A 13436-nucleotide genomic window follows, 5' to 3' on the forward strand; every position below is an offset into this window, starting at 1 on the left:
CTCGTTCGTCTCTTCCTCTGTCGATTCGTCGCGGTGGCGTCCGCGGCTCACCAGTCGTTGCTTCGGATGCCGTCGATGACGACCCACGCGTCGGGGTTGCCGCACCACGAGTCGGGGAAGCGGCCCGAGTAGCTGCCCGTGCCGTTCCGGACGTCGATGCGGATGTTCGTCGACAGGCGGGTGCCGCTGCAGTACGCGTATCCGGAGGCCACCCCGTCGGGGAAGCCCGACACGGTCACGTTGTAGTGCCAGCACGTGTTGTTGCAGTAGCCGTACTGCCCGTTGTAGGGACCGAGCGTCGCGCCCTTCCGCAGGGTCACGGTCTTGGGTTCGTTCTGCACGCCGAACGAGTCGGATGCCGCGTTGCCGGGGTTCCCGCTCCCGAGGTTCACCGCACGCACCTGGACGGTGTGGGAACCCGCGCCGACGCCGGTGAACCGGTGGCTCCGGTCCTGGCCGGAGTTCTGCCATCCGCCGCCGTCGATCCGGACCTCGTACCGCACTGCTCCGCCGCCGGTGTTCGACGGCTCGCCCCACGTCACGTCGACGCTCGTGGGTGCGTACCCGTTCGGCTGCGCCCGGACGTTCTCGGGGGCGCTCGGGGTGCCGTACGGGGTCGCCGACGCCGACAGCGGCGACCACTCGCCCCAGCCGATCCCGTTCCTGGCGCGCACCGCGAACTGGTAGGCCGTGCCGTTGGCGAGGTTGCCGATCTGCTGGTTCACGCCCGCCGCGCCGGCCGGGAAGTCGCGGGACGCCCCGTTCACGCTCACCTGGTAGGCGTCGATCGGCGAGTTGTTGTTCGCGGGCGCCGCCCAGCGGATCGTCACCGTGCGGTCGCCGGAGTTCACGATCGCGGGCGCCGCGGGCTTGTCGGGGGCGTCGCGCACCACGACGGTGACACGACCCTGGGTCTCGCGCGCCGGGTCGCGCGTGCCGTCCTGGATCCGGTAGATCACGCTCAGCGTGCCGGTGAAGGCCGCTCCGGTGCGCACCGTGAGGTCGGACTCGGTGTGGCTGACGGAGGCGCTCGCGCCGACGTCCGCCTGGTCGATCTGCGCCGACACGATGCGCAGCGGCGAGTCGGGCGCGAACGGGTTGAAGTCGTTGGCCAGCACGTCGACCCGCTGGGTGCCGCTGCGGACCATCTCGATGGGCCCGTCGTCGTTCGCCTTCGGCATCGCGCGCGTCGACGAGACCACGGCCACGTCGACGTAGCCCGGCACGCGGAACTCGTTGAAGACGACGTCGAACGAGATGCGGGCCTTGGTGCCCGGCTGCACCCCGAGCGGTGACGACAGCCGCAGCATCGATCCCTCGACGAGCTCGGCGCGGATGTCGGCGTTCGCGCCCGAGAGGTTCTGGTAGGTGACGCGCTCGATGTTGTCGGGGTTCGGGTGGTCCGTCGACGAACGCAGGTCGACCGTGAGCGGCGCCTCGCCGGCCTCGATCGTCTCGCTGCGCGGCGTGAAGGCGGGCGGCGCGTCGTTGAAGTCCGGGTCGCCGACCGTGATCGGGATCGTCAGGATCGCGTTGCGCCCGACGGGGTCCTCCGGGCCCGTGCCGTCGGTCACCTCGAAGGTGACGGATGCCGGCCCGCGGTAGTCGGGCGCGGGCACGAACTGCAGCGCGGTGCCGCTCACGAACGGCGCCTCGCCGGAGTTCGTGGCGGAGGCGGACAGGATGAGCGCCGGCTCGCCCGAGGGCACGACGACGAGGTCGTCGACGTTCCAGCTGATCCGGCCGTTCATCGGCACGATGATCTCGCCGAGCTCCTTGAGGTACGGCGCCGGGAACTTCGCCTTCTCCTCGGCGAGCAACTCCTCGGGCGTCTTGGGGCGCTGGGTCTCCTCGACCGTGTCGTCACCGGACGGCACGGGCGGCACGATGACGAAGGCCGTCGCCGAGAGGTCGTCGAGGGTGTTCGTGAGGCGGTAGGCGACGGCGAAGCGCTCGCGACCGGGCTCCACGTCGATCGTGCCGTCGGAGGCGATCCGGGCGCGCCCGGCGTTGGGTCCCTCGAGCGTCACCTCGAGGTCCTCGACGAGGCCGCCCGGGTTGGTGGCGTCGGCCAGCGGGTCGACGGTCACCGATTCGCCGTCGACGACCTGCTCGGGCTCGATGACCTGGTCTTCCGCGGTGGGCGGCTCGATCACCGCGTCATCCGTCACCGCCACCTGGAGGAAGGCCGTGTCGGCGCCGCCGCGGCCGTTCGAGATCTCGTAGCGGATGGTGTACGCCGCCTCCTGCTGCGGCGCGGTCACGACGATGCGGCGCCGGTCGCGGATCTCCGCGTCGATTCCGTCGTCGACCTCCGGGAGGTCGACGACCCGCAGGCGGTAGCCGCTCGGGTCGGAGTCGTTGAGGAGCACCTCGACCGAGGCGGTGCGGCCCGGCTTCATCTCGATCGTGTCGTCGACCGCCTTGGGCGGGAGCTGCACCGCCGGGCGGGGGACGACGCCGATGCGGATCGTGCCCTCGGCCGTCGCGCCCAACGTGTCGCGCACCTCGTACGTGAAGGTGTCGGTGCCCGCCGAGCCGGACAGCGCCTCGTAGGTGAACGAGGTGCTCGTGCGCTCCACGATGCGCCCGAGGGTCGGCGCGGAGCCGATGCCGGTGAGCGTCACGGAGTCGCCGTCCGGGTCGAGCTGGTCGAGCGGCACGTCGACCGTGACCGCCGACCCGGCGAAGGTGCGCGAGGTGAGCGGCGTCGGGAGGGGCTCGCGATTCTCGCCGGCGTCGCGCGGCACGACGGTGAAGCGCACGGTCGCGCGGGCGGTCTGGTCGTGGTCGTCGCCGATCGTGTACACGGCGCTGTACGCCCCCGGCTCCTCGGGCGCCTGCAGGCGGACCGTGTCGCCGTCGACGAAGGCGAGGCCCTCGCCCACCTCGACGTCGAGCAGCTCGGGCTCGACGTGCAGCGTCGCGGCGTCCGGGTGGTAGTCGTTCTCGAGCACCGGCACGGTGACGATGTCGCCCGCGCGCACGATCGCGCCGTCGTCGACGGCCACCGGGGGCTGGTGCTTCACGAGCGGCGGCACGGGCACGACGGTGACGGTCGCCGTCGACGCGTTCACGCCGTCGGAGACGGTGTACGCGACCTGGAGCTGGCGGTCGAGGGCCTGCGACGCCGTGACGCGCAGCACGGTGTTGGTGAGGATCTCGACCGAGACCAGCCCCTCGGCCGCCGAGTCGTCGACGGTCTGCACCGCGAGCACGCGACCCGACGGCGAGACGTCGTTGGCGAGCACCGGCACGGTGAGCGGCTCGCCCGCGCGGAGGTAGGCCGTGTCCTTCACCGCGATGGGCGGCGGAGCCTCACCGGGCGGCTCGACGACCTGCACGCGCACGAGGCCCTTGCTCACGGCGGCGCCCGCGCCGACGTCGTAGAGGAAGACGTACTCGCCCGGCTCGTTCGCCGAGAAGGCGATGGTGCCGCGTTCGACGTTCGGCGTCACGGTCGCGCCGCCGGGGGCCTCGGCCACCCCGAGCAGCTCCAGCCCCGCACCGGACGGCGAGAGGTCGTTGACGAGCGGCTCGACGAGCTGGGTCTCGCCGACGAACGCCTGCGCGAAGTCGGGCGTGCCGATCGGGTTGAGCGTGCCGGTCGGCTTCACCTCGACGACGAGCGTGCCCGCCGCCGTGGTCTGGCCGTCGGAGACCGTGAACTGGACCTCCTTCGTGCCGAGCTCGGCGGAGCGGTGCTCGAAGGTGACGAAGCCGTCCGGGCTCGACCGCACCGTGTCGCCTCCGGTCGGCGACGCGTTGACGAGGTAGAGGTCGTCGCCGTCGGGGTCGTTCCAGTCGGCGAGCACGTTGTACGAGAGCTGCTGACCCTGCTCGACGCTGATCGCGCCGCTGCGCATCGACGTCGGCGCGGCGTTCTCGCTCTCCGGCACGATGCGGACGTTCACGGATGCCTCGGACACGCCGCCGCGGCCGTCGTCGACGCCGTACCGGAACGACACGCTGCCCGCAGCACCCTCGGCCGGCGAGAACTGCAGCGCGCGACCGCCGTCGATGAGCTCGAGCCGGCCCGCCGCGTCCGGCACCTCCGACGTCGACGCGATGGTCAGCACGTCGCCGTCCGGGTCGGTGTCGTTCTCGAGCACCTCGAGGATGGTCGTGCGCGCGGGCCGGACCCCGTAGTCGTCGTCCCGGGCGACCGGCGGTCGGTTCACGTCCGTGCGCTCCGCGAGCGTGTCCTCGAACGTCTGCTGCGAGGACTTCTCGTCGCCCTCGAGCTCGTCGGACTCCTCGGGCGGCGTGACCTCCTCCCAGTTGTCGACCAGCCGCAGGTCGGAGTCGACCAGCCACGCGTTGCCGTTCCCGAGGTCGTTCAGCGCGATGACGTCCCGGTTGACGCGGAACTCGAGGCGCGACCCGGCGGTCTGCTGCTCGATCGGCACGCGCTCGGCCTCGGCGCCGTCGCACGCGGCGAGGTACCGCTGGCCGGGCGCCCAGGCGCCGTGCACGCACGACCCGAGGCGGACCGGCGCGGCGACCTCGTCGGCGTTCGCCGACGGCACCTCGGCGCCGCTGTCGATCGAGCGGATGTCGCCCCCGCCGAGCGGCACGTCGAGGAGCCCGGTGGCCGTGGCGAGCGCGACCCGGTCGCGCTCGGGCCCGGACTGCTGGATCCGCAATGCGGGTTCGGGCAGCTCGATCCGGCGGCCCTCGACGACCACGGCCTCGGCCTCGACGTCGAGGACGACCGGGCGCTCGCCGACGGCCGCCAGCTGGTGACGGCCGATCCGCGGGAGCTCGGCGCGCCGGGGCTCGTCGGCGTCGCGTGCGAGGCTCACGAGCTCGCGATCGCCGGGCGAGGTGGCGAAGATCGTGCCGTCCCCGCTCACGGCCACACGCGCGTCGTCGCCGAGCTCGGCGACCGGGTCGGTGCCGCGGAAGTCGAAGGAGAGGTCGGCGGCGGCGGGCACGCGCCACAGCTCGCCCTCGGGCGAGAGCACGGCGATGACGTCGCCGCCGTAGGCCAGCTGCGAGGCGGGCGGAACGTCGATGCGCTGCACGAGCGTCGTGAACGCGGGGTCGATGCGCTCGACCGAGCCGACGCTCGGGTCGTAGAGGAACGCGTCGTCGCCGTGCTGGAACACGTCGACCTCGTCGGTCGCGGTCGCGACCGACGCGTCGAGCTCCTCGATCTGCCGGTTGAGCCGGCCCGCGAGGAGCTCCTCGGCGTTGGTCACCCACACCTCGCGGGCGCGCAGGTCGGGATCGGTGACGGGGAAGCCCTGATGCAGCGCGGCGATCCCGACGGGCACGCCGGCCAGCACGGCGAGCGCGACCACGGACGCCGTCCGGCGACGCGTGCGCACCCAGGACCTCAACGTGACCAAGCTCGTCTCCCCGCGTGCGTTCCGTCGGTAGGGCGTCGGATTCCGCCGCCGGAGACCGGCGGGCCGGGCATCACGCTAACACGGTCCCCGCGAGCCGCCGAATGGGGAGCGCTGCCCATTCGGACGCATCAACCGGAGAGGGGTCTCCGGGGCTCCGGGCGTCGTCAGGACGGGGATTCGGCGCGCTCGTCGGCGGTCCGGTCGAGGAGCGCCAGGTCCTCCGCGCTGACCAGCCGCGTCGCGACCGCGTACTCGACCAGCCGAGCGCGCCGATTGGTCGCGAGCCTCCCCCGTCCGCCCCGGAGCCCGTCGACGCCGATCTTGTCGAGCTTCTCGCACACGTTGTCGAGCTTGCGGTTGAACGTGGTCATGCTCCAGCCCAGCCGGGCTGCCGCCTCGGCCGAGCTCGGGACCGTGGCGCGGCCCGCGGAGGGCTGGGCGAGCACGTGCTCGGCGAGCGCGACGACGAGCAGCCGCTGGCTGCTCGTGAGGGTGACGGGGAGGATCGTGGTGCCTCCGTCGTCGGGCCTCGCGGTGAGCGAGGTGTTGTAGAAGTCCTCCTCGGCGTGCACCGTGAAGTCGTAGGTCGTCGCTCCCGCGCTGAACATCACGTGCACCGTCTGGAAGACGAGCGGGAGCTTGGCACCGGGGGCGACCCACGCCTGGACGCTCCCCGTGGCATCCGACACCGTCGCCGACAGCAGCTGGCCGACGTTCGACAGCCACCACAGCCCGAACTCGCTCGACAGGGTCAGGAAGGTCCGGTGCAGGTACGGGTTGTCGTCGATGGTGAGGTCGGAGTCCCGGCCGATGCCGAAGGTCCGGCCCGACTCGACGGTGTACCACTCACCGCAGTACTCGACCCGCAGCGGCCTCATGCGGTGCACCCCGTGACCGGCTCGGACGTCTTGCTCCCGCGCTGCACCTGCACCTCGATGCAGACCGTGCGCCCGGCGGGCACCCCCTGGACGACGATCTGCGGCCCCTCGGCGATCGCCGTGCCGCCGGACCCGTCGGCGTTGCGCCAGCGGTACCGGTCGCCCTCCTCCGGGTCGTCGTGGGACACCGCGAAGACGACGCTCCCGTCGCCGGATGCCTGCCCCGGCTCGATCTCGGGGGCGGGCACCGTCGCGGCCACGACCGCGTCCTCGGCGGGGTCGGGCGTCGCCTCCCGGTCCCCGGTCGGGCCGCCGAGCGAGCCGCCGAGCACGATGGCGGCGCCGGCTGCCGCGACGAGGGCGACGGATGCCGCGGCGCCGATGGCGACGGCGATCGCGCGTCGCCGCCCGGCGCCCGGCCGGGGCGGGTCGATGGGGACCGCAGCCTCGTCGGCGGCCGGAGCCGCGACCGACGTGGCTTCCCCGCCCGCCGCTGCGAGGACGCCGCCGCGTGCCGCGGGCGAGGCGCCGCGCAGCACGGTCCCGTCGTCGACGAGGTCGGAGGCGGGCGCGGACCGCGGCGCCTGCGCGCGCACCTCGCGCACGCCCCTGGCTCGGGTCGCGTCGTCGTCGTCGCCGTCGGGCGCCGTACCACGGACCGGTCGGGGCGCGTCGGCCGACCACGGGCCAGCCGGTCCGACCGGCCCCTCGGGCCGCACGACCCTCACCGAGCGGGCGCGGGTCGCGTCCTCGTCCTCCGGCGCGGGGGCGGCCTCGCTCGCGGCATCCGTCGCCCCGGCGTCCGACGGCGTCGCCGCGGGGATCGCCGGCACCTCGATGCCCGTGACCGAGTAGCCGAGCTCGAGCTCGATGCGCTGGAGGGCGCGACCGAACTCGACGGCGCTCTGGTATCGGTCCTCCCGGCGCGGGGCCATCCCGGTCGCGAGCACGGCCTGGAGGCTCGCCGGCACGTCGTCGCGATCGATCGGCGTGATGCGGCCGCGCTCGATCCGGCCGATCAGGTCGAGCGGGCCGTTGGAGCGCCCCGGCACCTCGAACGGCGTGCGCCCGGCCAGCAGCGTGTGCACCGTCGCCGCGAGCGCGAACACGTCGCTCCGGGTGTCGGGACGCGGGTCGTCCTCGAACAGCTCGGGCGGCGACCAGGGCACGCTCATCCCCACGGCGGCCCGGTCGGATCCCGTGCCCGAGCCCGTCGCCGCGGGATCGCCCGTGAACGACATGGTGTGCACCGGCAGCTCGCCCTCGAGGTCGGAGGAGATCCCGAAGTCGCTGAGCGCCGGCCATCCGTAGTCGTTGGTGAGCACGTTCGCGGGCTTGATGTCGCGGTGCAGGATGCCCGCCGCATGCGCGGTCGCGACCGCTCCCGAGAGCCGGATCCCGGTGCGGAGGGCATCCTCGACGGTGAGCGGCTGCCGCTTGTACCGCTCGGACAGGCTCGGCCCCGAGCAGTACTCCATGACGAAGTAGGGCCGTCCGTCGGCCGACACGTCGGCGTGGAAGATCGTCACGATGAACGGGTGCGCCGACAGGCGCGCCATGAGGTTCGCCTCGGCGACGAACTGCGCACGCGTGCCCTGGTCGATGTCGTCGGCGAGCAGGACCTTCACGGCGACCTTGCGCCTCGGCAGGCGCTGCTCGTACAGGAAGACGTCGGCGAACCCGCCGGAGCCCAGGAGTCCGAGCGGCGTGTACCCGGGCAGGTCGGGCGGCGACGACGGCGCGCGACGCATCAGCGCGTCACCACCTGGATCGACCATCCGCCGCCGAGGTCGATGACGGTCTCCGGGAGGACGGGCGTGGGCTCCGAGGGCCGGAGGCGCATCGGCGCCTGGCCGGGCGCGACCACGTGGGTCCCGTTGCGCGACTCGAGGTCGGTCACGACGGCGGTGCCGCCCTCCACCGCCACCTTCAGGTGGGTCCGGGAGATGTCCGGGTCCCCCGCGCCGATCACGACCGGTCGCGGCACGCGCGAGCCCGTCACCCGGCCGATGGCGGGGGCGCGACCGAGGAGCAGCTCGCCCGTGATGGGTTCGAACGACCCGTCGGGCATCCGCAGTGCGAGCCGGTGGTCGGCGCCGTCGGCGGAGCGACCCGGCTCCGCCGCCGCGGGCCCGGCGTCGCGCGCCTCGCGCAGACGTCGGATGTCGGCGGCCGCCACGGTGAGCCCGTCGTGGTCCCCGAGCACGCGCGGGTCGCCGAGGCCGGGCGGCGGGACGATGGTCGCCTGGCCGTCGGGCACGTCGATGCGCGGGCGCTCGGTCCGCGAGAACCCGACGACGGTGTCCTCGTCGGGCACCATCGTGCGTTCGTCCGGCGGCCCGTGGCGTTCTGCCTCGGGCGCGGCGGCGGTCACGACGGGCCGGGCCGCCTCGGCGGTGGGGGGTTCCGGGCGCGAGTCGGCCGGACCGGGCACGACCGCTGCCGGCGCGGACGCCGAGGAGTCGGGCGTCGAGGACTCGGACGTGGGCCCGGCGGCCTCGACGCCCCTCCAGTCGACGACGGACGCCGCGACGACGCCCTCGACGATCGGCAGGGCGGGCCCGGAGGCGTCCGCCGCCTCGGCCCCGCGGTCGACGCTCACCCGGACTTCGGGCGACCCGTCGAAGGCGCGCTCGCTCCACGTCGAGACGCCCGCGCCGGACACGGCGTCCTCGCCCACCCGCACCGTGAGCGGACCCCGCGCGAGGACCCGCACCGAACCGGGCTCGCGCACGACCAGTGCGAAGCCGGGGGCGGACGTCACCCCGCCGGCGGTCAGCCGGTCGACGACCGCCGCGGCGGCATCCGCCGTGCCCAGTGCGGGCCACAGCGCGGCGACCTCGCCCGCGCGCTCGGCCGGCAGCACGAGGAGGACGCGGGGGCGGAGTGCGGCGAGCCATCCGCCGCCGGGATCAGGTCGGTAGTCCGCCACCCTGCTCCCCCGCTCCCCTCGGCCAGGTCTGCTCCGCCTCGGGCGGCAGCGCGTCGTCGCGGTCGCGCGTGGCCTCGTCGCCGTCGACGTGCTCGCCGCCCAGGTCGGACTCGACCACGACCGCGGTGACGTTGTCGCGCGCGCCGGCTGCGAGCGCGGCCTCGACGAGCTCGCCCGCGAGCCCGGCCGCGTGCGAGGACGCTCCGGCGAGGATGCCGGCGATCGCCTCGTCGCCGACCTCCTTCGACAGCCCGTCGGAGCAGATGAGGAACACCTGGCGACCGTGCGCCGGGATGAGCCACACGTCGGGCTCGACCACCTCGTCGGCGCCGACCGCTCGCGTGATCACGTTCCGGTCGGGATGCCGCTCCGCGTCGTCGGCGTGGAGCAGGCCCGCATCGACCATCTCCTGCACGGCGGAGTGGTCGACCGTCACCTGGTCGAGGCGCCGTCCGTCCCACAGGTAGACCCGCGAGTCTCCGACGTTGAACACCATCCAGTGCACGCCTCGCCCGTCGCCCGCGTCGACCAGCGCGATTCCCGCGACCGTGGTGCCGGCGACCGCGGTGCCCTCGTCGCCCTCGGTCGAGAGCGCCCGGACCACCTCGTTCGAGCTGTGGATCGCATCGAGCACCTGCTCGGGGCGCGATGGCGCCCCCGTGTCGAGGTGCCGGCGGAAGGTGTCGACGACGGCCCGGCTCGCGGCGTCGCCGCGGGCGTGGCCGCCCATTCCGTCGGCGACGACGTACACGGGCGCGTGGGCGAGGAGCGCGTCCTCGTTCACCGACCGGACGCGGCCGACGTGCGTTCGTGCACTGTGCGCGATGCGCGCGGACCCACTGGGGATCGCGACGACACCACTGCCATCGGACGTCACTGGCTGGGGTCCTCTCTGCGGGGTAGGGGCGGCGCGGAGGCGCAGTGGCTCAACGCTAGCAAGCCGACGGCGGGGTCGCCGCGCCGGACCGGCGTCGACGGGGCGCGATCAGCGCTCGACGCGCGACTCGTCGCGCTCCGCGCGGTCGCCCTCGTCGGTGAAGTGCGGGATCTCCTCGCCGAGCGTGTGGCCGCGGCGGCGCGCGTCGAGGTTCGCCTTGACGAGGCTCGCGACGGTCGCCACGAGCATCGCTCCGAGGATCACGGCGAGCGAGGTCCAGGTGGAGATGTCGGGGGCCCACTCGATGTGCTCGCCGCCGTTGATGAACGGCAGCTCGTTCTCGTGCATCGCGTGCAGCACGAGCTTCACGCCGATGAAGGCGAGGATGAACGCGATGCCGTACTTGAGGTACTCGAGTCGCTCGAGCAGGCCGCCGAGCAGGAAGTAGAGCTGGCGCAGGCCCATGAGCGCGAACACGTTCGCGGTGAACACGATGAACGGGCTCTCGGTGATGCCGAAGATCGCGGGGATCGAGTCGAGCGCGAAGATGAGGTCGGTCGTGCCGATCGCGACGAACACGATGAGCATCGGGGTGAAGAAGCGGCGCCCGTCGATCACGGTGCGCAGCTTGATGCCGTCGTAGTCGTTCGTGATCGCGAGCCGGCGACGCAGCAGGCGGATCAGCGCGGAGTCCCCGCCGTCGTCCTCGTGGTTGCCGAAGGCCTGGTTGAAGGCCGTCCAGAGCAGGAAGGCGCCGAAGATGTAGAAGATCCAGCTGAAGTTCGCGATCAGCTGCGCGCCGAGCAGGATGAAGATGCCGCGCAGGATCAGCGCGAGGATGATGCCCACCATGAGCACCTCCTGCTGGTACTTCCTGGGCACCGCGAACCGCGCCATGATGATCACGAACACGAACAGGTTGTCGATCGACAGGCTGTACTCGGTCAGCCATCCGGCGAGGAACTGGGCGCCGTGCTCGGCGTCGCCGATGGTGAACATGAGGCCGGCGAAGATCAGCGCGAGCACGATGTAGAACACCACCCACAGCGTCGACTCGCGGAACGACGGGACGTGCGGGCGCTTGATGACCAGCAGCAGGTCGGCGACCAGGATGAGGGTCAGCACGACGAGCGAGCCGACTTCGAACCAGACGGGCAGTGCGGTCACGTGACGCCTTTCCGGGTGTGTGCGATTGCGTACGGAGGACCGAAAGTCTCTCCCGGCCGCACATGCGTGCGCCGCCACGCCCGGAGCGGCGTCGACGGCGCTCGTATTGACGATCGTGGCCCGAGGCGCTGGACCTCGGTGGGATACTCCCCTTCGCTCGGACGAGTCTAGCGGCCGAGGGAGCCGGCGCGCGCCCGCATCACGGGATCCCGGGGACGGCGTCCGGGATGCGGCATCCGCGGAAACGACGAACGCCCCCGCATGATGCGGGGGCGTTCGCCTGTCGTGTGGTGACCCCAGCGGGATTTGAACCCGCGCTACCGCCGTGAGAGGGCGGCGTCCTAGGCCGCTAAACGATGGGGCCTCGTTGACGACTTGAAGAGTATGCCACACGACTCGAGCCCATTCCAAATCGGCCCGGGACGGGCGTCGAGACGCTCAGACGAAGACCGCGAGCGCCCCCGGCACGGCCTCGACGTCGACCGGCAACGACCCCAGGCGTTCGCCGTCGGCGTACGCGACGATGCCGTCGCCCTCCAGGCGCGCGCGCCGCACGGGAGCGAACTCGACAGCGGGGTGGTTGACGTGCTCGCCCGCGAACACCCGCGGGAACACGCTCAGCAGGCCCACCCGGGACAGGGGGTGCACGATGAAGACGTCGAGCGTGCCGTCCGACAGGTCGGCGTGGGGGACGATCCGCATGCCGCCCCCGAGCGAGGGCGTGTTGGCGACCGAGACCAGCATCGCAGCATGCTCGCGGACCGATCCGTCGAGCGTGAGCCGATAGCGCAGGGGGCGGAACGTGGCGAGCTCGCGGAGGAGCGCGAGCGTGTACCGGCTCGGGCCCCGGGGTCGCGACATCCGGTTGGCCCGCTCGTTGACGACCGCGTCGAACCCGGCGGAGAGCACGCACGCGAACCACGTGCCGAGTTCGCCGTGGTGCGCGAGGCCGAGGTCGATGACCTGCGGGGGCCGCGTGAGCGCCTCGATCAGCGCGTCGACGGCCGCGTCGGGATCGTCGTGCGGGAGGCCGAGCGCCCGGGCGAGGTCGTTGCCCGTGCCGGCCGCGATGATCCCGAGCGGCACGCCCGTGCGCGCCACGATGTTCACGCCGAGCGAGACCATCCCGTCGCCGCCGACGACGACCAGGCCGTCGGTGCCCTGCTCGAACGCCGACTGCGTCTCGCGCCGCAGGAGCTCGAAGTTGTCCTCGCGCAGCAGGGTCACGTCGTAGCCGGCGTCGGCGAGCCGGCGCGCGGCGACCGGGCCGACCACGCGATTCCGTCCGAAGGACGCGGAGGGGTTCACTGCCAGGAGCAGTCGCCGGGGGGAACGGGGACCCATGCTGCGATTGTGGCAGCACACCCGGTTGCATGACGTGCGCACACGGTGTTGGCTCGGAGCATGCGCGTCACGAAGCTGGAACATGCCGCCCTCGTCATCGAGCATTCCGGCGCTCGGCTGTTCGTCGATCCGGGCAAGTTCACGACGCCGATCACCGAGGCCTCGGGGGCGCGCGCGGTCGTGATCACGCACCGGCACGACGACCACTGGACGCCGGAACAGCTCGGACGGATCCGCGACCGCAGCCCCGACGTGCGCATCCTCGGCCCCGACGGCGTGGTCGCCGCGGCGGCCGAGGCGGGGATCGAGGTGGAGCGGGTCGCACCGGGCGACGAGGTCGAGGTGGGACCGTTCCGGCTGCGCTTCTTCGGCGGCCGCCACGCGGTGATCCACTCCTCCATCCCCGTGATCGACAACGTCGGCGTGCTCGTGAACGACTCCCTGTACTACGCGGGCGACTCGTTCGCCGTGCCCGAGGGCGTCGACGTCGACGTGCTCGCCGCGCCGGCCGGGGCGCCGTGGATGAAGATCGCCGAATCGATGGACTACGTGGTCGCCGTCCGCCCGCGGCGCGCCTTCCCGACGCACGAGATGGTGCTCTCCCGGGCGGGCAAGGACCTGTCGAACGCCCGGCTCGAGTGGGCGACCGAGCAGGGCGGCGGCGAGTACCTCCCGCTCGAACCGGGCGATTCCTTCGACCTCTGACGGCGGATCTCGCGGCGGCCGCCCGCCTCACCGGGCGGAAGCACCGGGACGCGTTCCCGTCGTCGCGTGCCGCATGTCGATGACCGACAACGCGGCGCGGACGCGACGCGCCGATGCTTGGAGGGAAGCTCTCGACTTCGCCGGACTCCGTTGACGGATCGGCAGGCTCCCTGAGAGAT

At 72.9% G+C, this 13436-nt stretch carries 8 protein-coding genes and 1 tRNA gene; 1 reads left to right on the forward strand and 8 read right to left on the reverse strand.

What is annotated here, in order from left to right:
- Positions 1–47: 47 nt before the first annotated feature.
- From WBQ80_RS03165 to WBQ80_RS03200, 8 genes are all read right to left on the reverse strand, one after another.
- A complete protein-coding gene (locus tag WBQ80_RS03165; protein ID WP_336571061.1) occupies positions 48–5354 on the reverse strand; it encodes an Ig-like domain-containing protein in 5307 nt (1768 codons plus the stop codon).
- A 164-nt stretch (positions 5355–5518) separates the two neighbouring features.
- Positions 5519–6232, reverse strand: a complete 714-nt coding sequence (locus WBQ80_RS03170) for a hypothetical protein (RefSeq protein ID WP_336571062.1) — start codon at positions 6230–6232, stop codon at positions 5519–5521.
- Positions 6229–7983 (reverse strand): serine/threonine-protein kinase, encoded by a 1755-nt coding sequence (locus tag WBQ80_RS03175; RefSeq protein WP_336571063.1) that lies wholly within the window; start codon positions 7981–7983, stop codon positions 6229–6231. The genes WBQ80_RS03170 and WBQ80_RS03175 overlap by 4 nt, the downstream gene beginning before the upstream one ends.
- Positions 7983–9164: an FHA domain-containing protein gene (locus WBQ80_RS03180; RefSeq protein ID WP_336571064.1), complete on the reverse strand. Its 1182-nt coding sequence runs from the start codon at positions 9162–9164 to the stop codon at positions 7983–7985. The genes WBQ80_RS03175 and WBQ80_RS03180 overlap by 1 nt, the downstream gene beginning before the upstream one ends.
- Positions 9145–9948 (reverse strand): PP2C family protein-serine/threonine phosphatase, encoded by an 804-nt coding sequence (locus tag WBQ80_RS03185; RefSeq protein WP_336571065.1) that lies wholly within the window; start codon positions 9946–9948, stop codon positions 9145–9147. Before WBQ80_RS03185 ends, WBQ80_RS03180 begins: the two co-directional genes overlap by 20 nt.
- A 201-nt stretch (positions 9949–10149) precedes the next feature.
- Entirely contained in the window at positions 10150–11208 is a 1059-nt protein-coding gene (locus WBQ80_RS03190) for a TerC/Alx family metal homeostasis membrane protein (protein ID WP_336571066.1), read from the reverse strand.
- Between the two features lie 288 nt (positions 11209–11496).
- Positions 11497–11572: transfer RNA gene (locus WBQ80_RS03195), tRNA-Glu, on the reverse strand.
- A gap of 74 nt (positions 11573–11646) precedes the next feature.
- Positions 11647–12552: a diacylglycerol/lipid kinase family protein gene (locus tag WBQ80_RS03200; RefSeq protein ID WP_336571067.1), complete on the reverse strand. Its 906-nt coding sequence runs from the start codon at positions 12550–12552 to the stop codon at positions 11647–11649.
- A 60-nt stretch (positions 12553–12612) separates the two neighbouring features.
- Here WBQ80_RS03200 and WBQ80_RS03205 point away from each other — a divergent pair, with 60 nt between their 5' ends.
- Positions 12613–13257: an MBL fold metallo-hydrolase gene (locus tag WBQ80_RS03205; RefSeq protein ID WP_336571068.1), complete on the forward strand. Its 645-nt coding sequence runs from the start codon at positions 12613–12615 to the stop codon at positions 13255–13257.
- The last annotated feature ends 179 nt before the right edge of the window (positions 13258–13436 follow it).

Origin of the sequence: Agromyces sp. CCNWLW213 (assembly GCF_037199545.1) — a bacterium.
Classification (GTDB): domain Bacteria; phylum Actinomycetota; class Actinomycetes; order Actinomycetales; family Microbacteriaceae; genus Agromyces.